25 protein-coding genes and 1 tRNA gene are annotated in these 25,206 nt (G+C 65.7%); 14 read left to right on the top strand and 12 right to left on the bottom strand.

The window, feature by feature from the left end:
• Positions 1-108: 108 nt before the first annotated feature.
• Positions 109-183, bottom strand: a tRNA-Gly gene (locus U5809_RS08905).
• Between the two features lie 398 nt (positions 184-581).
• On the opposite strand from U5809_RS08905, the gene U5809_RS08900 reads away from it, so the two are divergent.
• The 5 genes from U5809_RS08900 (at position 582) to U5809_RS08880 (ending at position 8,070) form a co-directional block, all read left to right on the top strand.
• Positions 582-3,353: a type VI secretion system Vgr family protein gene (locus U5809_RS08900; RefSeq protein WP_322086198.1), complete on the top strand. Its 2,772-nt coding sequence runs from the start codon at positions 582-584 to the stop codon at positions 3,351-3,353.
• A complete protein-coding gene (locus tag U5809_RS08895; RefSeq protein WP_322086197.1) occupies positions 3,350-4,822 on the top strand; it encodes a hypothetical protein in 1,473 nt (490 codons plus the stop codon). The genes U5809_RS08900 and U5809_RS08895 overlap by 4 nt, the downstream gene beginning before the upstream one ends.
• Positions 4,819-5,895, top strand: coding sequence for an Imm72 family immunity protein (locus U5809_RS08890; RefSeq protein ID WP_322086196.1), 1,077 nt, complete (start codon positions 4,819-4,821; stop codon positions 5,893-5,895). Before U5809_RS08895 ends, U5809_RS08890 begins: the two co-directional genes overlap by 4 nt.
• A gap of 378 nt (positions 5,896-6,273) precedes the next feature.
• Positions 6,274-6,618 carry a cupin domain-containing protein gene (locus U5809_RS08885; RefSeq protein ID WP_176049364.1) on the top strand — a complete coding sequence of 115 codons (345 nt, stop codon included), beginning with the start codon at positions 6,274-6,276 and terminating at the stop codon, positions 6,616-6,618.
• A 285-nt stretch (positions 6,619-6,903) separates the two neighbouring features.
• Entirely contained in the window at positions 6,904-8,070 is a 1,167-nt protein-coding gene (locus U5809_RS08880) for a mandelate racemase/muconate lactonizing enzyme family protein (RefSeq protein ID WP_322086195.1), read from the top strand.
• Between the two features lie 3 nt (positions 8,071-8,073).
• On the opposite strand, the gene U5809_RS08875 is transcribed toward U5809_RS08880, so the two are convergent.
• The 3 genes from U5809_RS08875 to U5809_RS08865 form a co-directional block, all read right to left on the bottom strand.
• Positions 8,074-8,700 (bottom strand): LysE/ArgO family amino acid transporter, encoded by a 627-nt coding sequence (locus U5809_RS08875; RefSeq protein WP_322086194.1) that lies wholly within the window; start codon positions 8,698-8,700, stop codon positions 8,074-8,076.
• Positions 8,701-8,808: 108 nt separating this feature from the next.
• The gene (locus tag U5809_RS08870) at positions 8,809-9,150 is read right to left on the bottom strand and encodes a DMT family transporter (protein WP_322086193.1); all 342 of its coding nucleotides are present in this window, start codon (positions 9,148-9,150) and stop codon (positions 8,809-8,811) included.
• Between the two features lie 121 nt (positions 9,151-9,271).
• Positions 9,272-10,201 carry a LysR substrate-binding domain-containing protein gene (locus U5809_RS08865; RefSeq protein ID WP_322086192.1) on the bottom strand — a complete coding sequence of 310 codons (930 nt, stop codon included), beginning with the start codon at positions 10,199-10,201 and terminating at the stop codon, positions 9,272-9,274.
• Positions 10,202-10,371: 170 nt separating this feature from the next.
• Between U5809_RS08865 and U5809_RS08860 the strand changes: the two genes are divergently transcribed.
• The 3 genes from U5809_RS08860 (at position 10,372) to scpB (ending at position 13,785) form a co-directional block, all read left to right on the top strand.
• The gene (locus tag U5809_RS08860; protein ID WP_176049359.1) at positions 10,372-11,694 is read left to right on the top strand and encodes an MFS transporter; all 1,323 of its coding nucleotides are present in this window, start codon (positions 10,372-10,374) and stop codon (positions 11,692-11,694) included.
• A 61-nt stretch (positions 11,695-11,755) separates the two neighbouring features.
• Positions 11,756-12,979: a CaiB/BaiF CoA-transferase family protein gene (locus U5809_RS08855; protein WP_322086191.1), complete on the top strand. Its 1,224-nt coding sequence runs from the start codon at positions 11,756-11,758 to the stop codon at positions 12,977-12,979.
• Positions 12,976-13,785: a methylmalonyl-CoA decarboxylase gene (scpB, locus tag U5809_RS08850; protein ID WP_322086190.1), complete on the top strand. Its 810-nt coding sequence runs from the start codon at positions 12,976-12,978 to the stop codon at positions 13,783-13,785. Before U5809_RS08855 ends, scpB begins: the two co-directional genes overlap by 4 nt.
• A 32-nt stretch (positions 13,786-13,817) precedes the next feature.
• Here the strand turns inward: scpB and U5809_RS08845 are convergent, their stop codons facing one another.
• The 3 genes from U5809_RS08845 to U5809_RS08835 all read right to left on the bottom strand — a co-directional run bounded on the left by U5809_RS08845 (position 13,818) and on the right by U5809_RS08835 (position 15,838).
• On the bottom strand, positions 13,818-14,360 hold the full coding sequence (locus U5809_RS08845) for a chromate transporter (protein ID WP_282506910.1): 543 nt from the start codon (positions 14,358-14,360) through the stop codon (positions 13,818-13,820).
• Positions 14,357-14,968: a chromate transporter gene (locus tag U5809_RS08840; protein WP_322086189.1), complete on the bottom strand. Its 612-nt coding sequence runs from the start codon at positions 14,966-14,968 to the stop codon at positions 14,357-14,359. The genes U5809_RS08845 and U5809_RS08840 overlap by 4 nt, the downstream gene beginning before the upstream one ends.
• Before the next feature lie 114 nt (positions 14,969-15,082).
• On the bottom strand, positions 15,083-15,838 hold the full coding sequence (locus U5809_RS08835) for a DeoR/GlpR family DNA-binding transcription regulator (RefSeq protein WP_322086188.1): 756 nt from the start codon (positions 15,836-15,838) through the stop codon (positions 15,083-15,085).
• Positions 15,839-15,928: 90 nt separating this feature from the next.
• Here U5809_RS08835 and U5809_RS08830 point away from each other — a divergent pair, with 90 nt between their 5' ends.
• The 3 genes from U5809_RS08830 to U5809_RS08820 all read left to right on the top strand — a co-directional run bounded on the left by U5809_RS08830 (position 15,929) and on the right by U5809_RS08820 (position 17,959).
• A complete protein-coding gene (locus tag U5809_RS08830) occupies positions 15,929-16,528 on the top strand; it encodes an NUDIX domain-containing protein (protein ID WP_322086321.1) in 600 nt (199 codons plus the stop codon).
• Positions 16,525-16,905 carry a DUF4406 domain-containing protein gene (locus U5809_RS08825; RefSeq protein WP_322086187.1) on the top strand — a complete coding sequence of 127 codons (381 nt, stop codon included), beginning with the start codon at positions 16,525-16,527 and terminating at the stop codon, positions 16,903-16,905. Before U5809_RS08830 ends, U5809_RS08825 begins: the two co-directional genes overlap by 4 nt.
• A 184-nt stretch (positions 16,906-17,089) precedes the next feature.
• Positions 17,090-17,959: an SIR2 family NAD-dependent protein deacylase gene (locus tag U5809_RS08820; RefSeq protein ID WP_322086186.1), complete on the top strand. Its 870-nt coding sequence runs from the start codon at positions 17,090-17,092 to the stop codon at positions 17,957-17,959.
• A 37-nt stretch (positions 17,960-17,996) separates the two neighbouring features.
• On the opposite strand, the gene U5809_RS08815 is transcribed toward U5809_RS08820, so the two are convergent.
• On the bottom strand, positions 17,997-19,208 hold the full coding sequence (locus U5809_RS08815) for a S53 family peptidase (RefSeq protein ID WP_322086185.1): 1,212 nt from the start codon (positions 19,206-19,208) through the stop codon (positions 17,997-17,999).
• 414 nt (positions 19,209-19,622) lie between these two features.
• Here U5809_RS08815 and crcB point away from each other — a divergent pair, with 414 nt between their 5' ends.
• The gene (gene crcB, locus U5809_RS08810; RefSeq protein ID WP_282506916.1) at positions 19,623-20,009 is read left to right on the top strand and encodes a fluoride efflux transporter CrcB; all 387 of its coding nucleotides are present in this window, start codon (positions 19,623-19,625) and stop codon (positions 20,007-20,009) included.
• Positions 20,010-20,032: 23 nt separating this feature from the next.
• Complete coding sequence (locus U5809_RS08805) at positions 20,033-20,383, top strand: DUF190 domain-containing protein (RefSeq protein WP_322086184.1); 351 nt, start codon at positions 20,033-20,035, stop codon at positions 20,381-20,383.
• 14 nt (positions 20,384-20,397) lie between these two features.
• On the opposite strand, the gene U5809_RS08800 is transcribed toward U5809_RS08805, so the two are convergent.
• Positions 20,398-20,961, bottom strand: a complete 564-nt coding sequence (locus U5809_RS08800; RefSeq protein ID WP_282506918.1) for a YggT family protein — start codon at positions 20,959-20,961, stop codon at positions 20,398-20,400.
• Between the two features lie 75 nt (positions 20,962-21,036).
• Entirely contained in the window at positions 21,037-21,966 is a 930-nt protein-coding gene (locus tag U5809_RS08795; RefSeq protein WP_322086183.1) for a Rossmann-like and DUF2520 domain-containing protein, read from the bottom strand.
• Positions 21,967-22,481: 515 nt separating this feature from the next.
• On the opposite strand from U5809_RS08795, the gene U5809_RS08790 reads away from it, so the two are divergent.
• Positions 22,482-22,787 carry a hypothetical protein gene (locus U5809_RS08790; protein WP_027783774.1) on the top strand — a complete coding sequence of 102 codons (306 nt, stop codon included), beginning with the start codon at positions 22,482-22,484 and terminating at the stop codon, positions 22,785-22,787.
• Positions 22,788-22,904: 117 nt separating this feature from the next.
• On the opposite strand, the gene U5809_RS08785 is transcribed toward U5809_RS08790, so the two are convergent.
• Both U5809_RS08785 and U5809_RS08780 read right to left on the bottom strand, forming a co-directional pair.
• Positions 22,905-23,573, bottom strand: coding sequence for a LysE family translocator (locus tag U5809_RS08785; protein ID WP_322086182.1), 669 nt, complete (start codon positions 23,571-23,573; stop codon positions 22,905-22,907).
• Positions 23,574-23,631: 58 nt separating this feature from the next.
• Complete coding sequence (locus U5809_RS08780; RefSeq protein WP_322086181.1) at positions 23,632-25,188, bottom strand: UbiD family decarboxylase; 1,557 nt, start codon at positions 25,186-25,188, stop codon at positions 23,632-23,634.
• Positions 25,189-25,206: the final 18 nt, after the last annotated feature.

The raw sequence follows: 25,206 nt of genomic DNA, 5'->3' as shown, positions 1-25,206 counted from the left end.
GCGACGGACATGCGCCGTGGCACACATTCGAGCACTGATATTGCTGGAAGAGGGGCAGTGACTGCCGGAGAACCCTTCAGGCCATGTGCGGCAAGGGTTTGGAAGGACTGGAGCGGGCGATGGGAATCGAACCCACGTCATCAGCTTGGGAAGCTGAGGTAATGGCCATTATACGACGCCCGCAGAACGCGTAATTCTACAGGGGTTTCGGTGGGGATGGCAAGCGGGTGGTTTTGCGGCGGTGGCGGCGAAACTGGCATGACTGCTTGGGGCAGCGGTGGCATCGCTGGCGGTGTCGGGTGTGCCCCCGCTATTCACGGAATCTACCGTCCAAGCTGAAGGCTCATACCTTCTGCGCGCTGGAGCATCCGAGCCGAATTTCAACGGCCCAACGGATGTACCCCATACGCTTCTTGGGCGATTCGTGTTTAAGCACCCGGTTCGATATATGGCTGGCCTTAGCGGGCTACATTCTCATGACTTGTCGGCTCCGCTACAATTCGGGCGACATTACCGGGGAGCCGTCCCCGTGAGAGCGCGAGCCACCGTGGGCTTGCAACAAATAAGAAGATGGATAACGCATGAACATGACTGAATTAGCTCAGGCAATTCGTGGTGGCCTGATCCAACAAGATCGCTTGCTCAAGACAGACATCCTGTCGCTTCCGGACAATGCGCTCATACCGCGCCGGGTCGTGACCTATTCCGAACTCGGTCGCGACTTCAGCGTCACGCTCGACATGGTATCCCCGGCAGGCGACATCGAACTCAAGGCGTTGATCGCTCAACCGATGACGCTGTGGATTCAGCAGGCGAACAAATCTTATCTGCCAGTCAACGGTTATATCCACACGGCGCGCAGGCTTGGCTGTGACGGTAGTCTTTCCAGCTATCAACTTGTCGTCGCGTCGTGGATGTACTTCCTCAAATTCCGGCGCGATATGCGGTACTGGCAGGACAATAGTGCCGACCGCATCATCGCTGACGTATTCGATGTGCATCCGCAGGCTCGTGGACAGTATCAGTTTGCGTTGTCGAAGCCTTTGCCCTCGCGCTCGTACTGTCGTCAGAGCGAAACCGACTGGAATTTTATCCATCGGCTGATGGAGGAAGAGGGCCTATACGGCTTTTGGCGCCAAGGCAAGGACGGTAAGTCGCATACGCTGATCGTGACCGACGATATTCATGCGTTGGACGAGGTGTCGCCCAACCCGATCGGATTCAACAGGTCGGGCGCGGGCAGCAACACTGATGCGTTCACGCAGTGGGCGGGTTCGCGGACTTTGCAAAGCACCGTCCATACGACTCGCACGTTTGACTACAAGGCGCCGTCGTCCGCCGACAGTCCGAACGGAACGACGTTGCCGACGAAGGCCGGCCAGGGAAATCTGCCAGAGCAGGCTGAAGTCTACGAGTACACGGGCGCATATACCTATGGACGTCAGGACCGAGGTGAGCAGCTCTCGAAAATCCATCTGGAAGAATGGGAGTCGCGCGCCAAGCGATTCGTCGGGATGGGGGGAGTGCGAGGCATCGACGCTGGTCAGCGCTTCGGCTTGACGGGCCATCCGGAACACGATCGCGATTCGGCTGAGCAACGTGAGTTCGCTGCGATCAAGGTTCGACGCTACATCGAGAACAACCTGCCGCTATCGAATCACGAGACCAGCTTTCCCCATAGCATGCAATCCGACCTGGAGCGTGCGAAAGCGGGGTACGCGGGCGCGTCAGTCCACCACGATGACGGGTCGACCGGCTTTTATTTGATCGAAGTGGAGGCGCAACGCACTACGGTTCCGTATCGCAGCCCGTTCGAACACTTGAAGCCGGAGATGCATCTCGAGACGGCGATCGTCGTCGGGCCGCAGGGAGAAGAGGTCCATACCGACGAATTGAACCGTGTGAAGGTGATGTTCGTATGGGATCGGCAGAACCCGGGAGATGCCGGTGCCTCGTGCTGGATCAGGGTAGCGCAATCGGATACTGGCGGCAGCTACGGCGGTGTGCATATTCCGCGAGTCGGCGAGGAAGTCATCGTCGGTTACGTTGGCGGCGATTGTGATCGACCAATCGTGCTGCATCGCGTCTACAACGGTACGGTCGGTCCGCAATGGCATAGCAATGGGATCCTGTCGGGTCATCGCTCGAAAGAGTACGGCGGCAGCGGTTATAACCAGATGGTGATGGACGACGCGACAGGCCAGAACCGTGTGCAGTTGATGAGCAGCAGCGCAAATAGTTTGCTGCATCTGGGCTATCTCATCGAACAAAGCGGTAATACTCGCGGTGCTTATGTCGGATCGGGCTTCGATCTGCGGACGGATGCATACGGCGCTGTGCGTGCTTCGCAGGGGCTGTATGTTTCGACGTATCCGAAGTCGGCGAACAGTCAGCCGCTCGACGTTCGCGAAGCGCAACAGCAGCTCGTCAATGCCGAGAGCATGATCGAGGCCATGTCGCAGGTAAGCACGATGCATCAGGCGGAAAGCCTGGGAGAGGGGCATGACGCGCTGAAGACGTTTACCGATGCGACGCAAAGCAGCGTGCAAGGCTCGCAGGCGGGAGGGCGGACGGCGGGAGGCGGTACCGGGAGTGTGAACGCGTTCAAGACACCCGTCATGCTGGTGGCGAGTCCTTCCGGTATCGCGCTGTCGACGCAGGCATCCGTGCATGTGTCGAGCGATCAGCAAACGAATCTGGTGAGCGGCCAGACCACGTTTATCACCAGCGGGAAGTCGTTGGTCGCGAGTGTGGCGGAGAAGATCAGCCTGTTTGTGCAAAACGCCGGGATGAAGCTGTTTGCGGCCAAGGGAAAGGTGGAGGTTCAGGCGCATTCGGACAATATCGAAATAACGGCCCAGAAAACGGTCAAGGTCCTGTCGGCCACCGAGAATATCGAGGTGGCGGCGCAGCAGGAGATTCTACTTACGTCGGGTGGCGCCTATATCCGGCTCAAGGGCGGCAACATCGAGATTCACGCGCCTGGAATGATCGATGTGAAGGGGGCGCAGCATGCATTCAGCGGGCCGACGCGGATCGATTATCCGCTGTCGCCTGCGCCGACGTCCCGCGGTGCTGCAGCGCTGCAATACCATTACCACGACGACACCCCTGTGCAGGGCGCCAAGTTCACCATCCACTACGACAGCGGCGCTACCTTTTCCGGCACCGTCGATAGCAAAGGCATGGCTGATCTCACAGGTGCTCCGCAAGGACCGGGGCGCATCGAGTTGGGTGAGGACAGCCGACCCTACGAAATCAAGGCTACCGAGAAAAATCCCAGCTACAAGGCTCATTGGGACGAGTTCGACATGCAAGCCTCCCTGGACCGGATGCAAGGAGGTCGGGCATGAGCAGCAGTTGGGTCAGCCAGGCGGCATCCGAGGTCGGCGATTATCTGTGGAGCGGCGCCACTGCAGTCGGCGATACCGTCGTCGGCGCCGTCGCGGGGGAGTTCTCGCAAAAGCGCAATACGGGCGCCATCATCGTCGATGCCGTCATCAGCATGTTCCCTGTCGCCGGAGAAATTACGGCCGCGCGCGACGCGATCGCCATCGCGCTTCGCATGTGCGACGACCCGAAGGTTCGGGACGATGGGTGGGAGTGGGTGGCGCTCGTGCTTTGCCTTGTCGCGGTCGTTCCGGTGGTCGGAGGTTTGCTCAAGGGCATAGGTAAGTTGTTGATGCGAGCGGTCAGCAAATCCGAAGATCTGGTCAAGCTGTGCCAGGAAATCCTGGCCCTGATCCGCAAGGCGGGGTTTGGCAATGCAGTGGAGTGGCTCAGGCAACTGGACTTCAGCAAGTATCAGTTTGTCGTGCGCAACGCGTTCGGCATGCTGCTGGATCGTATCGGCAAAGCGCTGAATTTCATTCTGAACCGGCTCGGGTCTGTTATCCCGGCGCGGGTGGCGAGTTATATCCGGAAGCTGCTGCCGAGGCTGGAGGAGTTACGCAAGCTGGGGGACACGAAAATCGCGCTGGCCTTCAAGGATCTGATGCGCTTGCTGGAGCATGTGCGAGGCCATCTGGTGGAGGGCACCTGGGCGGATGTGAAGGTGGGGGGCGGGACCACTCGGACGATGACCGAGGAGGCGCGCCTGGCTCATCTGGCCGAGGAGACGAAGAGCCTGGGGCATAAGCCGATGACCATCAAGCAATACGTGCATAAAGAAGAGTGGCCCGACCTTCGCAACTGGGAAGTGGGGGAGGCCATAGGTACGTTCAGCGCCAAGGTGCCGCTTGAAGCGGTTATTCAGGCGCCGGGCCAGACGATGATTCGTGTGGTCGACACGCGTTACCTGAGCAGCCCACGGACAATTCCAGGCAAATTCTGGACCGATAGCCTTGCTCCCAATGGGCTTTGGTGGCGTATAAAAAGTGCGATCAAGCATGCTTGGAGCATGAATGGCAGCTATGTGAAGATAAATGTGCCGACGCGCGAGGCAATGGAAAAGCTCGGCATCGAAGTCCCGGCTGGATGGAACGGGATGCGCCTGTGGAAGGGGCGGATTGCTGAGCAATGGGACGACGAAAAAGAGGTTGCCACGATGCGTTTGCTGGTCGGGGGCGACCTTCAATTCTTCGTGGACTTTGAGAACAAGTTCAATGCACCGGTGAAAAAATGGATAGATGCGCAGCTTGCGAACGGACAGCTCAAGGCGCTTCGGACGCATTGGACTGACGTAAAGCTACCCGATCAAGCAACTGCACGAGCGCTCATGCTGGCCGAGCGCGAGCGATCGGCCAAGATCAGACAGGAAGGTTATGCGCGGAGAGCGCTAGCCGATGGCGGCAAACAATCGACGAACGAACAGGTTCAATGATGTTGAATATTTTGACCATGACCCCCGAGCAGGAACAGGATGCGCGAGCAAAGGCGTTTTATCTGCTCAAGAAATGGACGAGTCTCACGTTCCTGGAATACGCCGTTGGACTATATCGGGACTTTCTCGGCGCGTACGCAAAACAACTGGACACACCGAGCCCAAATCAGGTGGAGCTTGAGGAAGCCTACACACATGATTTCTTGGGGGCACTGGTGCACATGGATCTGGGCATCGATGCATTGCGCCGAGGTCTTGACAAACGAGCAGCATACGACGCGCTGGTTATAGGAAGCCAGCAAGGCGGCGACCTGTTGTTTGGACGGAGTGCGCTTGAAATCGGTCGTAAATACGATCCGTTTTTTCATTCACTGGGACTGAAGGACACCAACTTTTCGGACCCGGTGTATGCCACCGGGTTCGCGGAGGGAGTGTGGATCGAGAGATTGATCTGCTACGCGCTCAAGTGCACGGTCGGATTCGGTTATATCGGGATGCTTGCATACGGAACACGTGCGGATGGCGGGACCCGCGTATTTGAGCACTGGACCTATGAATCCATGTTCGAAAATGCGCCCCTTCCTGCTTGGCGGTATTGGCCACCCGGTCGCACCTATCCGGCATCGCTTCCTCCCTGTCCGCCGAAGAACGAATCCGCAAGCGGCGAGGTTTGCAGCGATCAGGAGATTCCTGTCGAGGGGATCTGGGAGCCATGGTTTCCTTCCGGGGAGGTGGGCTGTCCGAGCTACTTCCTCAAAGGCAGTGTTGCCCACAAGTACCTGTTGGAAGGGTCCAACGACGAACATGCGGTGCGCTGGCGGCTGCTGTGGGAAGACAAGCGTTACCGGGATGGCAGCATGCCGGCGGAGGAGGAAACTTACTTCCCCGAGCCTGTCGCGCATCCGAGGCTACGGGCCCTGCCCGGAGAGCCTTGTCCGCGCACCGGCTACTGGCAAAGCCCGGCTGTGAAAGATTCGGTTCATGTCGAAGCCGGAGCGCCAATGCCGGGACCGCAACGCACAGCGTGGGGGATGGTCATTTGGCATTATGGCGATCCTCAACCGGACAATTGAAGAACTGCTAAGCCCAGACGGTAACGGCGCTTCGCGACTTGGTCATGAAGCGTCTGATGATCTACGTCCTGCTCCATTCACCTCCACGAGTGTCTCCGTCCGTTGGCGGCGATCTGGCAAGTGAGGTCGTTTGGGTGGCTGGCAAACGGCTTTGCATTCGAGACGGTGGCCCGTCTCGACGCGCCAGCCGCGCGAGCGCGCCGACCGTAACGTGAGGCCCCACCGCGGCACCCAGGTAGAACGAAACGTACCGGCCGTACGCTTGCCCACAAGCCAATGTCGAAATTAGACGAGTCAGTGTCGGAAGCATACAAGCCCCGACAACGCTTTCGAACTAACGTGACAAGCCTCTTACACGATCGTTAGTCTGGAGCCGACATGTCCGATTTCATCACCGTTCTTCGCGAAACCTGCCCGACGCCGGTCCTTGATGCGACCAAGTGGAAGCGCATCGGCGGCGATCCGCACACCGTGAACCTCAACGCGTACCTCTCCAAGGACGGCAGCAAGATCATGGGTACCTGGATCTGCACGCCGGGCAAGTTCGAGGTGAACTACGAGAAATGGGAGTACTGCCACTTCCTCGATGGCTACTGCATCATCACGCCGGAAGGCGAGAAATCGGTGCACCTGAAAGCTGGCGACGTGTTCGTGATCGAACCCGGCATGAAAGGAACGTGGGAAGTGGTGGAGACGGTGCGCAAGTACTTCGTCTTCGCCTGAGCGGGCCGATAGATTCGAGCCACGCTTGTCTTGGTCGCCCGACACCCGCCCGGTTCACGGAGCAGGGAGGCAAGCAGGGGATTCCGGCTCGATAAAACCCGATCCGGTTCAAAAACGGCTCGCCGAGCGTGATTGCACGCTCGGCCGGCTTTACCACCCCGCGCGATCGCGTCGGGCGCCGGCAAGACATCGCGCAAGCGCCTATGATGCGACGATCAGCCAGTCGCGCCGGCCGCTGTGCGTGCATGGCCTGCGAAAACCGAACGTTTTCCCGGAACCCCGCCCATGCGCATCACCGCGATCCACGAGCAAGCGATTCCCGTGTCCCGCTATGCCGATCCGGCGATTCCATCCGGCGGCCTGACGACGAGTGTCGTTGCAGTCGTGACCGACGTCATGCGCGATGGCCACCCGGTGACCGGCTACGGCTACGCATCGATCGGTCGCTTCGCGCAGGGCGGCCTGATCCGCGAACGATTCGCGCCGCGCCTGCTGGCCGCGGCCGACACGCTCGCCGACGAAGCCGGCACGAACCTCGACCCGTTCCGCGCATGGCACGCGATGATGGCCGGCGAAAAGCCCGGCGGACACGGTGAACGCTGCGTCGCGGTCGGCACGCTCGACACGGCGATCTGGGACGCCGCCGCGAAAATCGCCGACCTGCCGCTCAATCGCTTTCTGGCCGACCGGCTTGGACGCACGGCAGCACCGCGCGTCCGCGTGTACGCGGGCGGCGGCTATCGCTATCCGCATGACGATTTGGCGCGCCTGTCCGACGAGATGCGCCGGATCGTCGATCTCGGCTACACGCACGCGAAGATCAAGATCGGCGGCGCGGATCTCGACCAGGATCGACGTCGCATCGAAGTCGCCGCCGCGCACCTTGCGGGTAGTTCACGTCTCGCGGTCGACGCGATGAATACGTATGACACGACGACGGTCGGCGCGGCCGCCGAGATGCTCGCACCGTTCGACCTCTGGTGGTTCGAGGACGTGTGCGACCCGCTTGACCTGCCGCTCCAGGCAGACCTCGCCACACGATACGCACCACCGATCGCGGCCGGCGAAGCCTTGTTCTCGCTCGCCGAAGCAAAGCTGCTCGAGCGTTACGGCGGGCTGCGCAACGACCGCGACGTGCTCGTATTCGATCCCGTGCATTGCTACGGACTGCCGGGCTATCTGCGGATCGTCGATCACTTCGTGTCGCGCGGCTGGCGGAGCGATGCGTTCTGGCCGCATGGCGGTCATCTGTTCTCGCTGCACGTCGTCGCGGCGCTCGGTCTCGGTGGCGCGGAAGTCAGTCCGTTCGCGTTCCGTCCGTTCAGCGGGTTGGCCGATGGCGAAACCGTCGACGCCGGATACGCGCGCGTGCCGCAGGCGCCGGGCATCGGCTTCGAACTGCATGCCACCGCGCACGAAGTATTTCGCGCAGTATCGGTATCGGGCCGTTGACGGCTAAAGCGCGTCGATCGCGAATCGAATCGCGAAGCCGAGCATCATCACGGCAACGAAGCCATCGAGCACACGCCATGCGAGCGTGCGAGCGAACCACGCACGGCACGCGCGTGCGCCATAGGCGAGCATCAGGAACCACGCGAGCGAAGCGGTCATCGCGCCGATCGCAAACGGCGTGCGTGCGGACGGCGTGTGGCTCACGATCACGGTGCCGAGCAGCAGCACGGTATCGATCCACGCATACGGATTGAGCAGCGAAACGGCGGCGGTCGCGAGTACCGTGCGTGCCCGCGTGGGCTCGCTGCCGGCGCGTGAACCGTCGACATGCCAGGGCTGCCGTCTGACGATCGCCGAGCGCAACGCGAGCAGGCCATAACCGGCGAGATAGGCGATACCGGCCCACAGCGCGGCCGATACCACACCGGGATGCCGCGACAGCAGCGCCGACAACCCCTGCGCGCCGAGCGCGATCAGCAACGCGTCGCTACCTGCGCAGACGAGGGCAATGGAGAGCAGATGAGGGCTCGAGATCGAGCGCTTGATGACGAAGGCGTCCTTGGGGCCGACCGACGTGAACAGGCCGGCGCCAAGCAGCAGGCCTTCGATGAAGGCAGAGGTGTCGAGCACGAGCGGGCCGACAACCTCTTAAGCTGAACCGGTGATGGTTACGATGTGAGCAACGTTAAGGGGTGCCGGGGGGCGTTGTCAATGCCCCGCCGGGTACCTGTGCGACGGTCACCGCGTTGCCGCATCGCCGAGGTTGAGCGCGACGAGCGCGCAGACGGTCAGCGCGATGCCGGCGAGCTTCATTGAGGATACCGATTCATCGAAGCAGACGATGCCGATCACGGCGGTGGCCGCGGTGCTGGCGGCGGCCCAGCTCGCGTATGCGAGCCCCATTTCGAGGTGCTTCGTCGCGAGCGCCATCAGCCACACGGCGCACGCATAGCAGACGACCGTGATTGCAGACGGCAGCGGGCGGGAAAAACCGGCCGAAAATTTCAGGCCGACGGAGCCGAGCACTTCGGCGAGAACACTGACGCCCAGCACAAGCCAGGCAGACTGGAACGGGGACACGGATGGCCTCCTTCCCCCGACGCTTATACCGAGCGGCGAGGAGAAGTGGAGGTGTCAGCGGTACCCAGTGAAAGGAGCTTAGTACGTGCGGTGGGGCAGCACAAGGCAAGTGCTCCGCGGGTCACGCGCGATCGTCATGGCCGGCTGCCCATTCGGGCCGCTGCCCGAGCGTGTCGAACAGCCGGACGATCTCGGCCTTCACCTTCTGCACCGCGTTGCTGACGAGCGCGGTGTCGTGCCAGCAGAGCGACAGGTCCCGTGCGAACAGCCGGTGCGCGACGGTCGCCAGCTTGAGCTTGCGTTCCTCGATCTCGACGTGCGCGGCCGTCCACGGCAGGATCGTTACGCCGAGCTGCGCCATCACGGCTGCGAACAGCAGCCCGGTCGAACTCGCCTCGAAGCTGATTTCGTACGACAGGCCGGCCTCGCGCATCGCCCAGTCGACGCGGTTGCGGATCGTGTTCGGCGCGCTCGGCAGCACGAGCGGCATGCGCGCGATCGCGTCGAGCGGCACGGGATCGTCCGGCACCGGGAATTCGGGCCACGTGATCAGGTACAGCGTTTCCGTCAGCAGCCGGTGGATCGCGATGCCGCGCGTGTCGACCGCATCGACGACGATCGCGAGATCGAGCCGCGCGCGTTCGAGCAGCGTGTCGAGATCGGCGCTCGGCGCCTCGATCAGCTCCAGCATGATGCCGGGATAGCGGTCGCGTACCGCGCGGGCGAGCGGAATGGCCAGCACGCGCGCGGTGCTCGACGGCATCCCGACCGTCACGCGGCCCTGGGGCGTATCGGCGTCGCGGCGCAGCAGCTCGCGCGTGCCGTCGGCCTGGCGCAGCAGTTCGAGCGCATGCTGGTACAGCGTGCGGCCGGCGGCGGTCGGCGCGACGCCGCGCACGCTCCGCTCGAGCAGCTGCATCCCGAGATCCTGTTCGAGATTGCGCATCTGCTGGCTCACCGCCGGCTGCGCGACATGCAGCGCCTCGCTCGCATGCGTGACGTTGCCGCATTCGACGACCTTCACGAAGTAGCGCAACTGTCTCAAGTCCATCGCCGCCGTCTCCCGATTCAAGCCATAAGCCAATCCGATCGAGCAAGATGAATATCATATTTTTCTGCGATCGATGGTGTTTCTATACTCGTCTCACAAAAGAGCCCGACTGCCGGCCATCCCGGACCGGACGCGGCGAACGTGCCGGCCCCGCCGGCAAGGAGACGAAGATGTTCAAGGCGATCGACGCGCCGGCGGCCGGCGCGAAGCCGCGGCGCACGCCGCTCACGCGCGAGCAGGTGAAGGGCTTCTGGGCCGTGTACGCGGGCTGGGTGCTCGACGGCGTGGATTCGGTGATCTACGCGCTCGTGCTGATTCCCGCACTGACCGAGTTGCTGCCGGCGTCCGGCATCGCGGCGACGCCCGCGAACCTCGGGATGTACGGCTCGATCCTGTTTGCGCTGTTCCTGATCGGCTGGGGGCTGTCGTTCATCTGGGGGCCGCTCGCCGACCGCTTCGGCCGCGTGCGCACGCTCGCCGCGAGCATCCTGATCTACTCGGTGTTCACCGGTGCGGCGGCGTTCGTGCACGACGTCTGGGCGCTGGCCGCGTGCCGGCTGATCGCCGGGATCGGCGTCGGCGGCGAGTGGGCGCTCGCGGGCACCTACGTCGCCGAGAGCTGGCCGGAAGACCGCCGCAAGATGGGCGCCGGCTACCTGCAGACGGGCTACTACTTCGGCTTCTTCATCGCCGCCTGCCTGAACTACACGATCGGCGCGACCTACGGCTGGCGCGCGATGTTCCTGTGCGGTCTTGCGCCCGCATTGCTCGCGGTGTTCACCGTGATGCGCGTGAAGGAGCCCGGGCAGTGGCGCCGGCACGACGCGCGCGACGGCGACGTGGCCGACGCGCGGCGCGCGCATCCGCTGCGCGAGATCTTCGCGCCGGCGTTCCTGCGCCGCACGCTGACGAGCGCGAGCCTCGTGGGCGTCGCGATCGTCGGGTTGTGGGCCGGTTCTGTTTACGAGGCGAGCGCGGTCAGTACGCTGGCGGCGCGCGCGGGCATCGATCACGTCGGCGCGCTGCGGCTTGCGTCCATCGGTGCGGCGATCCTGTCTTGCGCGACGATCGCGGGCTGCCTGGTCGCACCGTGGCTGTCGGAACGGCTCGGCCGGCGCACCGCGCTCGGCGTGTATTTCGCGGGGATGGCCGGCTCGATCGTGTTCGCGTTCGGCTGGGCGTTCTACCAGCCGAACGGGCTGGCGGCGTTCATGGTGTCGCTCGCGTTTCTCGGCTTCTTCGGCGGCAACTTCGCGATCTTCTCGTTGTGGCTGCCCGAGCAGTACCCGACGCGTGTACGCGCCACCGCGTTCGCGTTCAACGCGTCGGTCGGCCGCTTCATCGGCGCGGGCGTGAACTTCCTGCTCGGCGCTGCGATTCACGGCTACGGATCGCTCGGCGTGCCGGTCGCGTGGACCGCGGCCGTGTTCGGGCTCGGCATCCTGATCCTGCCGTTCGCGGTCGAAACGCGACACCAGACGTTGCCCGAATGAGCGGCACGCACCGCTCGTTCGCATCCACGCCACACCCAGTCATCAATATCAGGAGTCCGGAATGCAGGCATTGAAGGGAATCAAGGTCGTCGATCTGAGTCGCGCGCTGTCGGGGCCGTTCTGCTCGATGGTGCTCGCCGATCTCGGCGCCGACGTGATCAAGGTCGAGTCGGGGCCGCACGGCGACATGAGCCGCGCATGGGGGCCGTTCGATCGCGGCGTGAGCACGTACTACCTGTCCTGCAACCGCAACAAGCGCGGCATCTGCGTGGATTTCCGGCAGCCGGCCGGCCTTGACGTCGTGCGGCGGCTGATTGCGCAGGCCGACGTCGTGATCGAAAATTTCAAGGCCGGCACGATGGACGCGATGGGGCTCGGTTACGCCGCGCTGAGCGCGCATGATCCGCGGCTCGTGATGGGCAGCGTCACCGCGTTCGGCCCACGCGGCCCGCTGCGCGACTGGCCGGGCTTCGACCAGATCGCGCAGGGCTATGCGGGGTTGATGAGCCTCACCGGGTTCCCGGAAGGCGAGCCGACCCGCACGGGCACCGCGATCGGCGATCTCAGCTCCGGAATGTGGGTGGCGACCGGTGTGATGGCCGCGCTGTTCGAGCGCGAGCGGACCGGGCGCGGCCAGCATGTCGGCACGTCGCTGCTCGAAAGCCTCGTGTCGCTGCTGAGCGTGCACGGGCAACGCTACCTGAGCCTCGGCGACGTGCCGCGTCGCACCGGCAATGCGCACGCGGTGATCGCGCCGTACGGCGTGTTCGAGACGGCCGACGGCCCGCTCAACCTTGCGCCGATCACGACCGACATGTGGCTGCGGCTGTGCCAGCTGCTGGATCTGCCCGAACTGCCGAACGATCCGCGCTTCGCGACCAACGATGCGCGTGTCGCGCACCGTGACGAACTGAAAGCGCTGCTTGAAAGCCGGCTGCGCATGCGCGGCAAGCGCGAATGGACGCAGCGTTTCGTCGAAGCCGGGCTGCCGGCCGGCCCGATCAATACGCTCGACGAAGTGTTCGACGATCCGCAGCTCGCCCATTGCGGGCTGGTCGAGCCGGTCGCGCATCCGACGCTCGGCGCGCTGCGCCAGGTCGTCACGCCGCTCGGCGGGATGGGCGACGACGTGCCGGCGCCGCGCACGCGCCATGCGCCGCCGCTGCTCGGCGAGCATACGGTCGACGTGCTGCGCGAAGCCGGTTACGGCGACGACGCGATCGACGCGCTGCTGGCCGGGCGTACGATCTTCCAGGCGGAAGCCGTGGCGGAGGCCGTGCAATGACCGACCCGACGAAACACGACAGCGCGTCGACCGTGACGGTCGACCTGATCGGCGAGCGGATCGCACGCGTGCGGTTCGCGAATCCTGCGCGGCGCCATGCGCTCGACGCACCGTTGCTCGACGCACTGGTCGCGCGCCTCGATGCGCTCGCCGAACACCGTCCGCCGCCCGTCGTGATCCTGTCGAACGACGGCAGCGGCGACGTGTGGAGCGCGGGGCACGACCTGCGTGAACTGGCCGACGATCGCGATCCGCTCGCATACGGCAAGCCGCTCGAACGCGCGCTGCGGCGCGTGCGAACCTATCCGGGCGCGGTGATCGCGGCGGTGGCCGGTTCGGCGTGGGGCGGTGCGGTCGATCTCGTGATGAGCTGCGACCTCGTCGTCGCGGCACGCGACGCGCGTTTCGCGATGACGCCCGTAAACATCGGCCTGCCGTATTCGACGAGCGGCCTGCTGCGCTTCTACGACAACCTGCCGATCCATGTGCTGAAGGAGATGTTCTTCTGCGCGCAGCCGCTCGATGCGGAGCGCGCCGCGCATCACGGGCTCGTGAACCGGCTGGCCGAACCGGGCGGCGTCGACGACGCGGCGCTCGACGTCGCGCGCACGATTGCCGCGAAGGCGCCGCTTGCCGTGCACGCGGTGAAGGAGCAGTTGCGCGTGCTGCAGGACGCGCGGCCGCTGCCGGCCGACGCGTTCGAACGGATTGCCGAGTTGCGCCGGCAAGCGTGCGAAGGCGCAGATTTCGACGAAGGGTTGCGTGCGTTTGCGGAGCGCCGTACGCCGCGGTTTCGCGGCGCCTAGGCGCACCGGTCGCGTTGCGACGGCGGCGTGCGTTACACGCCGCCGAGCGCGTGCAGGCCGACGAGCAGCAGCGCGCCGATCGCGATCAGCAGCAGCGCATGAATGCGTGTGTAGATCACGCACAGCGTCGACGCGACCGCGATCGCGCGCGCGGCCCAGCCGCCGTCGAGCGCCTGCAGCAGCACCCAGACCGACGCGAGGATCATGCCGGCCGCGACCGGGCGCAGGCCGGCTTCGAGCGCAATCTGCCAGCGCTTGCCCTGGTGCCGCCGCCACAGATGCGCGACGCCGTAGATCAGGAAGGCGGTCGGACCGAACAGTGCGAGCGTCGCGATCACCGCACCCCAGAAGCCGGCCACCTGCCAGCCGATCAGCGTCGCCAGCAGCGAGCCGGGCCCCGGCGCCATTCGCGCGATCGCGAAGTCGTTCACGAATTGCGTGGCGGTCATCCAGTGATGGACGTCGACGACCTGGCGCTGGATGTCGGCGATGATCGCCTGCCCGCCGCCGATTGTCGCGATCGACAACGGCGCGAATACGCCGAACAGTGCCGCGTAACGTGCAGACGCGTTCATCGTGCGTCGCTCCTGACCGGTGTGGCGGCCGCGCGGCGGTATTCGAGCGCGACGCTCAGCGCGCCGCCGATCAGCACGGTCCACACGAGCGGCCAATGCAGCACCGCCACCGACACGAAGGTGAGCGCCGTCACCGCGAACGGTAGCGCGCGACGCGGCAGCCGCCGCACGGCGGTGATCGCCATCGAGATCGACAGCCCGATCGCCGCGGCTGCCGCGCCGGCGAGCGCGACATGCGTGAGCGGGAAGCGCGTGAGCGTCGAGAACGCGACGCCGATCAGCACGATCAGCACGGCCGGCGGCGCGATGATGCCGGTGAAGCCGGCCACCGCGCCGCGCCATCCGGCGAGGCGGTAGCCGATCCAGATCGCAAGGTTTTTCACGTTGACGCCCGGCAACGCTTGCGACAGCGCGAGGCCGTTGAGGAATGCTTCTTCATCGAGCCAGCGCCGTTCGTAGACGAAGTCGCGCATCATCCGCCCGCTCAGTCCGCCGCCGAAGCTGGTCAGGCCGATCTGCGTGAACGCGATGAACAGCGCGAGGATGCCCGGCGGCGGTGCGTCGCCTGCGGGCGGTGCCGGTGGAGTCGTGGCGGAAGGCGGGGGCATCGGGCGGGTAGCGCGTGGCGATCGGGTGATCGCCCATGTTAGCAAGCGGCGCCTGTCAGCACGCTGACATCGGCTTGGCGCTGGCGCGACGACATCCGCCGCCGATTCGACGCGCTATGCGCGCACCACCGTCACGCCCGCCGCCTCGATCGGCTCCGTCAGCGCGGCTTCGGTTTCCTTCTCGACGACGACCGTCTGCGCCAGCGTGATCTCGCCGATCACGAACTGCGACGCCGCGCGCAGTTTTGATTGCGACGCGAGCACGACCGTCTCGGCCGCGCGTTCGGCCAGCGCGCGCTTGATCGCCGCTTCCTCGAAATCGCCGGTGCTCAGCCCCGCCACCGGATGGACGCCCGTGACGCCCATGAAGTACAGGTCCGCATGGATGCGCGCTATGCCTTCCATCGCCGCCGCGCCGACCGCGACGATCGAGTGCTTGTAGAGCCGCCCGCCGATCAGGATCACGTCGATCGACGGATGCGCGGCCAACGCGACCGCGACGCTCGGGCTGTGCGTGACGATCGTCGCGCGCAGGTCGGCCGGCAGCTGGCTGACGAGCAGCGCGGAGGTCGTGCCGCCGTCGACGATCGCGACCTGGCCGGGCGCGATCATCTCCGCGGCCCGCCGCGCGATGCGCCGCTTTTCCGCCGTCTCGAGCGTTTCGCGCTGAGCGAACGGCGCGACGGCCGGCGACGCCGGCAGCGCGCCGCCATGCACGCGCTGCAGCAGGCCTTCGGCTGCGAGCTCGCGCAGGTCGCGGCGAACCGTGTCTTCGGACACGCCGAATTGCGCACTCAACTCGACCGCCAGTACCTGGCCGTCGCGCGCGAGTGCATCGAGGATCGTCTTCTTGCGTTGGGTCGTCAGCATCGTGTTTGCACGAAAATTCTTGAAATTGCACGAATCTGCACGTTACCATGGGCGCCGTCTTTTGTCGAACGGGAGGCTGCAATGGGTGCAATAGGTGCAACGCGTGACCGGGTCCGCATCGTCGATACGACGGTGCTGTCCGATGACTGGTATGTGCTGAAAAAGGTGACCTTCGATTTCCAGCGCCGCGACGGAACGTGGCAGCGCCTGAACCGCGAGACCTACGATCGCGGCAACGGCGCGACGATCCTGCTGCGCCGTGCCGGCACGGGCGACGTGCTGCTGACGCGGCAGTTCCGGATGCCGGCGTTCGTCAGCGGCCACGACGGCATGCTGCTCGAAGCGGCCGCCGGCCTGCTCGACGACGAGACGCCCGAAGCGCGCATCCGCGCGGAGGCCGAGGAGGAGACCGGCTACCGTGTGCGTGGCGTGCGCAAGGTATTCGAGGCGTTCATGAGCCCGGGCTCCGTGACGGAGAAGCTGCATTTCTTCGTCGGCGAATACGACGCGTCGCTGCGTACCGGCGACGGCGGCGGCGTCGCGGAAGAGGGCGAGGATCTCGAAGTCGTCGAGATGCCGCTGCAGGCGGCGCTGGACGCGGTCGAGCGCGGCGAGATCGTCGACGCGAAGACGATCATGCTGCTGCAATACGTCGCGCTGCGGGAAACCGCCGGCGCGCGCGCCGCATGACGCCGCATCTCGTGCTGGTCGCCGGCCCCTATCGCAGCGGCACCGACGGCGACCCCGCGCGCATCGCCGCGAACCTGCACCGGCTGGAAGCGGCGGCGCTTGCCGTATACCGGCGCGGGCATGTACCGATGATCGGCGAATGGGTGTCGCTGCCGCTTGCGGCCGCGGCCGGGTCGACACAGGTCGGCGACGCGATCAGCGAGACGTTCCTGTATCCGGCCGCGCACCGGTTGCTGCGGCGTTGCGATGCGGTCCTGCGGATCGATGGCGCGTCGCGCGGTGCGGACATGGACGTCGGTCTTGCGCGGGAGCTTGGCAAGCCGGTCTATTTCGCGGCCGACGAGATTCCGCTCGCACCGGACGATCCGGATCGCTGACCAGGAGGGGCGGCGCCGGGCCGACGGTTCACCGGCGGCCTCGCCGCAGCGGTCGATGCCTGCACGGCCGATGGCCGGACGAGCGTGGCGTCGCGCCGCTGCATCGCGCATGCGGCGCGACGCTCGAACGGGCGTATGATCGCGACGCCATTCGCGCAACGTTCGACGCTACCGCCTGCCCATCATGCCGTTCTCCGATCCCGCTGATTCCGCCGACTCCACCGCCGCGCAACTGCCCGCTGATCTCGTCGCGGCCGCCGTCGACGCGCTCGCACGCGCCGACGCATTGCTCGTAACGGCTGGCGCGGGTATCGGCGTCGATTCCGGGCTGCCCGATTTTCGCGGCACGGACGGGTTCTGGCGCGCGTATCCGGCGCTGCGCCACGAGCGTTTCGAATTCCACGAGATCGCGTCGCCGCACGCGTTCCGTGCGCGCGCGCCGCTCGCGTGGGGGTTCTACGGACACCGTCTCGCGCTCTATCGCGCGACGGTGCCGCATGCAGGCTTCGCGATCCTGCGCCGCTGGATCGACGCGATGCCGAACGGCGGCTTCGTGTTGACGAGCAACGTCGACGGCCAGTTCCAGAAAGCCGGCTTCGATCCGGCGCGCATCGTCGAGATCCACGGGTCGATTCATGCGATGCAGTGCCTGAGGCCATGCACGGACGCGACATGGGATGCGGCGCCGTTCGAGCCGGACGTCGACGAGGCCACGTGCCGCCTCGTTGGCGACATGCCGCGCTGCCCGCACTGCGGCGGCCTCGCGCGGCCGAACATCCTGATGTTCGGCGATACCGGCTGGCTCGGGGAGCGCTATGACGCGCAGGAGCGCGCGCTGGAAGAGTGGATCGCGCAGGCCGGGCGCATCGCCGTGGTCGAGATCGGTGCGGGCACCGCGATTCCGACCGTGCGTTTGCTGAGCGAACGACTCGGTGCGGACGTGATCCGTATCAACTCGCGCGAAGCGCATGCACGCCGCGCGGACGTGATCGGTCTGAAGGGCGGTGCGTTGGCGACGCTGAGCGTGCTCGATCGCGCGTGGCGCGGCGGTTGAGTACCGCGCCACGGGGCGACCGGCGCCGGCCGCGCCGTTACGGCCGGGCGACGAGCGCCTGCACGAGCGCCGGCGCGACGGGTGAACCGAGGCCGGTCACATAGTCGTAGCCGCCGGCTGCGTTGCAGATGCTGCCGCAACTGCCGTTGGACCCGGTCGTCACGTCGTGAAAGTCGCTGCCGTATCCGGTTTTTCCGACCGTATAAAGCGCGTCGTAGGTGCCGCTCAACGATTTCTTGCCGGCGGCCGTGCGCAGCGAATTCGCGATCGCGACGAGCGCCGACCATTGCGGCGCGCCCGCGCTCGTGCCGCCGACCTGGAACCAGCCTGTCTGCCCCTGATAGGTGACCGAGTCGTACACCGCGAAACCGCTGGACGGATTTGCGTCGTAGCTGACGTCGGGCACGCCGCGCTTGCCGGCCACCGGAATCGGCCATGCCGTCTGGCCGGCCGGTTCGGCCTCGGTCGTGCTCACGCCGCCGCCGCTGCCGCTCCACGCGGCTTCGCCGACGTAGTTGCCGGCCGTGTCGGACGACAGCGTCGTGCCGCCGACCGATACCACGTAAGGCGACGCGGCCGGGTATTCGGTCCCGGCGCCGCTGTCGCCGGACGACGCGACGAACGTAACGCCCGCGACGTTGAAGTGGCTGTCGAAGCCGGTCTCGGTGCTGAATTCGTTGCCGCCGAAACTCATCGACACGACCGATGCGCCGCGCTTGACCGCGACGTCGACCGCGGCGAGCAGGTCGTTGAAGCTGGCCGACGCCGCTTCGACCAGCACGATCTTCGCCTTCGGCGCGATCGCGTGTACCCATTCGACGTCGAGCGATATCTCGAGCGACCAGCCCGAATCGGTCTTCGGCCGTGCGCCGTGTGCGTACACCTTGGTGAAACAGCCGTTCGACGACGTGCAGGCCGGCAGCGAGAACGCGTTGCTGAACACGCCGAGGTCGGACTCGATCTTCGGGTCGTCGTACGCGTCGACGATCGCGACGGTCATCCCGTCGCCCTGGTTGGCGATCGAATCGAACCCGTACGCGTGGCGCGTGAGCGCGGGCGTGAGGCCCGCGATCGTGGCCGTGCTCGCACGCTGCTTCGTGTGGAACGGCGGGCGGGCGAATCCTTTGGGCGCCCGGTTGCCTTCGACGTAGGACGGCGGCCCGTTGCCGTCGGCGAGCGCGACACTCGATGCGAGCAGCGACGCGCACAGCGCGGGAATCAACATGGATGACAGGCGGATATTGTTCATTCTTCGAGTCTCCATGTCGATGGAGTGGAGTGGCGAAACAATTTTACGAAATGGACGACGTCAATTGAATCGAATGTCGACCCAATGCGGGAATGTCTGATAAGGGTAAGTACGCGAAAACCCTTTATAAGCCTGAATTTTCAGGGTTAACCTGCGGCCGGATTGAATCGCGTTTTCGCCTTTTAAAATCTGATAAATAATCGATCGATTCAAAACGAATTTGTAATGTCGGATGTAATCGCCTGGAAATTCAGATTAAATCGCGCTCGTGAAAACAATGAGAGACCTCGAGCGGTCGCGACGCGATCCGGTGCCCGTCTCCGCGGCCCGCCGGCATTGCCGCCGTCGCGCGATTCCGCATACAGTTCAGCGTAGGCCGTGTCCGCCGCACGGCGTCGTCAGTGAGGAGTGCCCTTGTTCTATTCGATGGTCGCGATCTTCGTCGGCGCCGGGCTCGGCGCGTTGCTGCGCTGGTTCCTGAGCCTTGCGCTCAACGCGTTCTTTCCGGCCGTGCCGCTCGGCACGCTCGCGTCGAACCTGATCGGCGGCTACGTGATCGGCGTGGCGGCCGTCATGTTCACGGCGCGCGTCGGGCTGCCGCCCGAGTGGCGGCTGTTCGTGATCACGGGCTTCCTCGGCGGCCTCACGACGTTCTCGACCTATTCGGTCGAAGTGATGACGCATGCGCTCGAGGGCGAATTCGGATGGGCGTTTGCGGTGGCTGCCCTACACTTGACTGGATCGTTCGCGCTCACGGCGCTCGGCATGTGGACCGCGCGTGCGTGGCTCGCGGCGGCCTGAGCGTGCCGCCATCGGAGGGTGCGATGGACAGGGTCTTCTTGCGCTTCTATGTGCACGAGCAGCACCGGCTGCACTGGAAGCCGCTGTGGGAATGGCTGCTGGAGGAGGCGAGCCGGATGGGCGTCGCGGGCGGGTCGGCATTTCGCGCGATGGCCGGCTTCGGCCAGCATCGCGTGCTGCACGAGGACCGCTTCTTCGAACTGCAGGGATCGCTCGCGATCGAGGTCGAATTCATCGTCACCGAGGACGAGGCGCAGCGGTTGCTCGAGCGGCTGTCACATGAGAATGTGCGCGTGTGTTACGCGATGATGCCGGCGCGCTTCGGCGTGATCGACACGCTGGCCGCACCGCCGGCCCAGGGGCCGGCGGCGTAGGGCGGTGCGCTGGATCAGATGCCGAACATCGTCAGCGAGACGGCCGCGCGCGTGACGATCATCAGCAGCACCTGCACGATCACGAACAGCAGGATCGGCGACAGGTCGATGCCGCCGAGGTTCGGGATCACGCGGCGCAGCGGGTTCAGGAACGGTGCGGTGAGCTGGAAGAGGATCGGCATCGCCGGCGAGCGCGGGTTGAGCCATGACAGCAGCGCCATCAGGATCGTCATCCAGATCACGAGATTGAGCGCCCACTTCACGACGGTGAGCAGCGCGACCACGACGAGCGTCGCGATCACCGCGGCCGGATCGAAGCCGGCCATCACGACCATCAGCACGACGTAGACGAGCGCGGTGAGGAGGGCTGCGACGACGCTGGCCCAGTCGATGCCGCGCACGCCGGCGATCACGCGGCGCAGCGGCAGCACGAGCCAGTTGGTCGCCTGCAGCACGGCCTGCGTGACAGGGTTGTACGGTGGCACGCGGACGGCCTGCATCCAGATGCGCAGGATCAGCGCGGCGCCGAACAGCGTGAAGACGGTATTGAGCAGAAAACGGGCGATCTCGCCGAACATCGTTGGCATCCTTTTTATACAGTCAGTAGCGCGCGGCCGCCAACGCCGGTTGGCGGCGCATCGGCCGACACATTATCACGCCTCGTCGCGCGACGGGGAGGGGTGCGCGGCCGTGCGCGCGAGCGACGTTTCGACCGCTTCGGCAAGCGCCGGCAGCGACGCTGGCGGTGCGGCGCGCTTCGCCGCGAGCGCGACCGCGCGGCGCGTCAGCAGCGCATACAGCGCCGCGTGATCGCCGCCGAGCGTTTCAAGCAGTGCCAACTGGCGTTCGACGATGCCCGTATCGCCGCGCGACACCGGGCCGGACAGCGCGTTCGCGAGCCCCTTGTCGCGCGCGGTCTCGATCGTGCCGGCGAGCATCGGCAACAGCGCACGCAGCGCGGCGTCCTCGTCGAAACCGAGGCCGCGCCACAGCTCGACCGCCTCCGACAACCCGCACAGCGCGAAGCTCGCCGCGTAGTGCGCGGCCGCGTGGTACAGCATTCGGCCGCCTGCCGGAATCGACAGCGGATGGCAGCCGAGTGCGGCAGCAAGTCGCAGCAGCGTCGCGTGCAGCGCACCGGCTGCTTCAATCGTGACCGAGCAGCCGTCGATGCGCGCGAGGTCGGCATCGGTGCCGCCGAACAGGTAGAGCGGATGGAAGCCGCCGGTGGCCACGCCCTGGTGCCTGGCCGGGTCGAGCAGCGCAACCGCCGACGCGCCGCTGCAGTGGACGACCGCCTGGCTGGCGGCGCGCGACGCGTCGAAGCGGAGGGCGGCCGCGGTCGGCGCGAGATGGTCGTCGGGCACTGTCACGAAGATCAGGTCGGCGGCCTCGGCAACCTGCTGCGGCGTGTCGACTGCGCGGCACCCGGCGATGCGCGCGGCGAGGTCGGCAGCCGATGCGGGTGTGCGGCTCGCGATCGCGACGACCGGGAAGCCTGCCTGCGCGAAGCGCTGCGCGACGCAGCGCGCGAGGCGGCCTGCACCGATGAAGCCGAGGCGGGGTGTGTCGGGAAGGGGCATGGCAGCGAGCGTAAGCAAAAGCGAAGCAACCGCCAGTATCGCAGGAATGTCGGTGGCGTCGCGCAAGGGCAGTTGTCGCGTCGCTGCGGGTATTCATTACCGACGCGCGCCCCGATCCTCTCGCGTATCGGTGCCCGTGGCGACGGTCGAATCACGATCGTGGAATCCGACCCCGAAACACATCGCGCGCACGTCCCGCTTGAAATGTCGGCATCTTGTCTCAAATTTGTAATCGTTCATTACGTGCGCGTGCCTGCTGCGCGCGCCGTATCCGGTAAGACTGACCGGCCAGTGTGTCGCGACCCGAGTCGTCGGACGGAATCGCGCGATCTGCAAGGGTCGCCTCCCGCTCCGGACGCCACACCGCAGGGCACCTCGAGCCGCGTGCAATTGCAATTTGCAACAAATGCACGATACGCGAGGGGCGGGTTTTCGCTACATTGCTTCCATGCGACGTGCATGCCCGCCGTTGCCGACAGGAGCGCACAAAATACCGCTCCAGCAGGAGAATCGAAGTGAAAAAGCTCATTCCGTTCATCGCCGCCGCCGCGCTGGGCCTGGGTGCCGCAAGCGCCGCGCAGGCTCACGTGTCGATCGGGGTCGGCATCGGTATCCCGGTCGCACCCGCGTACCCCGTCTATGCACCGCCGCCGCCCGTGTACTACGCGCCGCCGCCTCCGCCTGTCTATTACGCACCGGCGCCGGCCTACTATGCACCGCCGCCCGCCGTGGTCGTCGGCGGCTATGGTGGCTACTACGGTCGCCCGTACTGGCGCCATGGTTACGGCGGCTGGGGCCATCACGGCTACTGGCGTCGCTGATTCGTCCCGCGCGGCCTGACCGCGCGTGGCAAAACGGCGCATCGTCCCGCGAGGGGCGCTGCGCCGTTTTTCTTTGGGGCGGCCGCTTGACGTGCGGCCCGTGCGGGCCGGCTTCGCTTACACCGCGTGCACGATCAGGTCGCGGTAGCCGCCGACGATCACGCTGTACGAGAAATACGCGAACAGCAGCGCCGACGCGATATGGCACGCACGCATCAACCCGGCGCCCGCGCGCTTGCGGCCCTGGCTCGCGAGTGTGCACATGAAGAGCGTCCAGGCGAGGCCGCCGAGGAAGAAGCCCGACAGGAACACCGACGCGGTGGCCGGCGTCGTCGCGCCGGCCTTCGCGATCAGTGCGCCGCCGACCGCCGCGAACCACAGGATCGCGCTCGGCGACGACATTGCGAGCAGCATCCCGCGCAGGAAGCTGCGGCGTGCACTCGCGCGCGGCTGCGGGGCGTCGTCTGCATCGTCGTTGGCCGTGCCGGCCGGCGCCAGCGCTTCGCGCGCCATCTTCCACGTGAGAAACAGCAGCACCGCGCCGCCGCCGATCCACACGATCCAGCGCACGGGCTCGAACTGCAGCAGCACGGCCATCCCCGCGAGCGCGAGCGCCGCGTAGACGAGATCGCCGACGCACGAGCCGACACCGAGCCAGAAGCCCGGCCGGAAGCCGTGCGACAGCGTCAGCGACAGCATCGCGACGTTCACGAGGCCGATGTCGAGACAGAGCGACAGCGACAGGAAGAAACCGTCGGACAGCATGGAGGCGGGCGGAAAACTCATCTTCGTCGTTCTTGTGGCGATTGCGGTGCACGGGCCGGCGCGCGCCGGCCGCATGACTTCAGAGGCCGAGCTCCTGCCAGAGCCGGTCGACGCGCGCCTTCACGGCCGCATCCATCTCGATCGGGCGGCCCCATTCGCGATTCGTCTCGCCGGGCCACTTGTTGGTCGCGTCGAGCCCCATCTTCGAGCCGAGACCGGCCACCGGCGATGCGAAATCGAGATAGTCGATCGGCGTGCTGTCGACCATCACCGTGTCGCGCACGGGGTCGACGCGCGTCGTGATCGCCCAGATCACTTCCTTCCAGTCGCGGATGTTCACGTCCTCGTCGACGACCACGATGAACTTCGTATACATGAACTGCCGCAGGAAGCTCCACACGCCGAACATCACGCGCTTCGCGTGGCCCGCGTAGCTCTTCTTCATCTGGACGATCGCCATCCGGTAGCTGCAGCCTTCGGGCGGCAGGTAGAAGTCGGTGATCTCGGAGAACTGCTTCTGCAGCAGCGGCACGAACACCTCGTTGAGCGCGACGCCGAGCACCGCGGGTTCGTCGGGCGGCTTGCCCGTGTAGGTCGAGTGGTAGATCGCGTCGCGGCGCATCGTGATGCGCTCGACGGTGAACACGGGGAACCACTCCTGCTCGTTGTAATAGCCGGTGTGGTCGCCGTACGGACCTTCGAGCGCATGCTCGTACGCGGCCGACGCGTTGCCGGCCGGGCGCGGCGGTGCGCCGGCCGGCGCGGGGGCAGGGGCGCCTTCCTGCGGATAAATGAAACCTTCGAGCACGATCTCCGCGCGCGCGGGCACCTGCAGCGTGTCGACGCCGGGCGTGAGGCACTTCGCGAGCTCCGTGCGGCTGCCGCGCAGCAGGCCGGCGAACTGATACTCGGACAGCGAATCGGGCACGGGCGTCACCGCGCCGAGCGTCGTGGCCGGATCGGCGCCGAGCACGACCGCGACCGGATACGGCTTGCCGGGGTTCCGCAGCGCGAACTCGCGGAAGTCGAGCGCGCCGCCGCGATGCGCGAGCCAGCGCATGATCAGCTTGTTGCGGCCGATCAGCTGCTGGCGGTAGATGCCGAGATTCTGGCGCGACTTGTTCGGCCCGCGCGTGACCGTCAGGCCCCACGTGACGAGCGGCCCCGCATCGCCGGGCCAGCAGGTCTGGATCGGCAGCTTGTTCAGGTCGACGTCGTTGCCTTCCCAGACGATCTCCTGGCAGGGCGGCGACGACACCGATTTCGGCGCCATGTCCCACACGGCCTTCGCGAGCGACAGCAGCTTGCCGGCATCCTTCAGGCTCTTCGGCGGATCGGGCTCCTTCAGCGCGGACAGCAGGCGCCCGAGATCGCGCAGCGAATCGAGCGCGGCGTCGTCGCCCGCATCGACGCCCATTCCGAGCGCGACGCGGCGCGGCGTGCCGAACAGGTTGCCCAGCACCGGGAAATCGTAGCCGGTCGGCGCGTTGAACAGCAGCGCAGGGCCGCCGGCGCGCAGCACGCGGTCGCACAGCTCGGTCATTTCGAGCACGTGCGACACGGGTTGCGTGACGCGCCGCAGTTCGCCGAGCGCCTCGAGGCGCTGGATGAAATCTCGTAAGTCTTTGTATTTCATGAAGAAGGTCCGGGCCAC

Source organism: Burkholderia sp. BCC1999 (assembly GCF_905339975.1).
Taxonomy (GTDB): domain Bacteria; phylum Pseudomonadota; class Gammaproteobacteria; order Burkholderiales; family Burkholderiaceae; genus Burkholderia.
This window is presented reverse-complemented; position numbering and strand designations above follow the sequence as displayed.

Excerpts from the sequence above, each read along its gene's own strand:
- U5809_RS08835 (WP_322086188.1), bottom strand. The coding sequence starts at position 15,838 with ATGCTGACGACCCAACGCAAGAAGACGATCCTCGATGCACTCGCGCGC.
- U5809_RS08785 (WP_322086182.1), bottom strand. The coding sequence starts at position 23,573 with ATGAGTTTTCCGCCCGCCTCCATGCTGTCCGACGGTTTCTTCCTGTCG.
- U5809_RS08820 (WP_322086186.1), top strand. The coding sequence starts at position 17,090 with ATGCCGTTCTCCGATCCCGCTGATTCCGCCGACTCCACCGCCGCGCAA.
- U5809_RS08795 (WP_322086183.1), bottom strand. The coding sequence starts at position 21,966 with ATGCCCCTTCCCGACACACCCCGCCTCGGCTTCATCGGTGCAGGCCGC.
- scpB (WP_322086190.1), top strand. The coding sequence starts at position 12,976 with ATGACCGACCCGACGAAACACGACAGCGCGTCGACCGTGACGGTCGAC.
- U5809_RS08885 (WP_176049364.1), top strand. The coding sequence starts at position 6,274 with ATGTCCGATTTCATCACCGTTCTTCGCGAAACCTGCCCGACGCCGGTC.
- U5809_RS08780 (WP_322086181.1), bottom strand. The coding sequence starts at position 25,188 with ATGAAATACAAAGACTTACGAGATTTCATCCAGCGCCTCGAGGCGCTC.
- U5809_RS08895 (WP_322086197.1), top strand. The coding sequence starts at position 3,350 with ATGAGCAGCAGTTGGGTCAGCCAGGCGGCATCCGAGGTCGGCGATTAT.
- U5809_RS08880 (WP_322086195.1), top strand. The coding sequence starts at position 6,904 with ATGCGCATCACCGCGATCCACGAGCAAGCGATTCCCGTGTCCCGCTAT.
- U5809_RS08900 (WP_322086198.1), top strand. The coding sequence starts at position 582 with ATGAACATGACTGAATTAGCTCAGGCAATTCGTGGTGGCCTGATCCAA.
- U5809_RS08825 (WP_322086187.1), top strand. The coding sequence starts at position 16,525 with ATGACGCCGCATCTCGTGCTGGTCGCCGGCCCCTATCGCAGCGGCACC.
- U5809_RS08805 (WP_322086184.1), top strand. The coding sequence starts at position 20,033 with ATGGACAGGGTCTTCTTGCGCTTCTATGTGCACGAGCAGCACCGGCTG.
- U5809_RS08815 (WP_322086185.1), bottom strand. The coding sequence starts at position 19,208 with ATGAACAATATCCGCCTGTCATCCATGTTGATTCCCGCGCTGTGCGCG.
- U5809_RS08865 (WP_322086192.1), bottom strand. The coding sequence starts at position 10,201 with ATGGACTTGAGACAGTTGCGCTACTTCGTGAAGGTCGTCGAATGCGGC.
- U5809_RS08800 (WP_282506918.1), bottom strand. The coding sequence starts at position 20,961 with ATGTTCGGCGAGATCGCCCGTTTTCTGCTCAATACCGTCTTCACGCTG.
- U5809_RS08840 (WP_322086189.1), bottom strand. The coding sequence starts at position 14,968 with ATGCCCCCGCCTTCCGCCACGACTCCACCGGCACCGCCCGCAGGCGAC.
- U5809_RS08855 (WP_322086191.1), top strand. The coding sequence starts at position 11,756 with ATGCAGGCATTGAAGGGAATCAAGGTCGTCGATCTGAGTCGCGCGCTG.
- U5809_RS08860 (WP_176049359.1), top strand. The coding sequence starts at position 10,372 with ATGTTCAAGGCGATCGACGCGCCGGCGGCCGGCGCGAAGCCGCGGCGC.
- U5809_RS08845 (WP_282506910.1), bottom strand. The coding sequence starts at position 14,360 with ATGAACGCGTCTGCACGTTACGCGGCACTGTTCGGCGTATTCGCGCCG.
- U5809_RS08890 (WP_322086196.1), top strand. The coding sequence starts at position 4,819 with ATGATGTTGAATATTTTGACCATGACCCCCGAGCAGGAACAGGATGCG.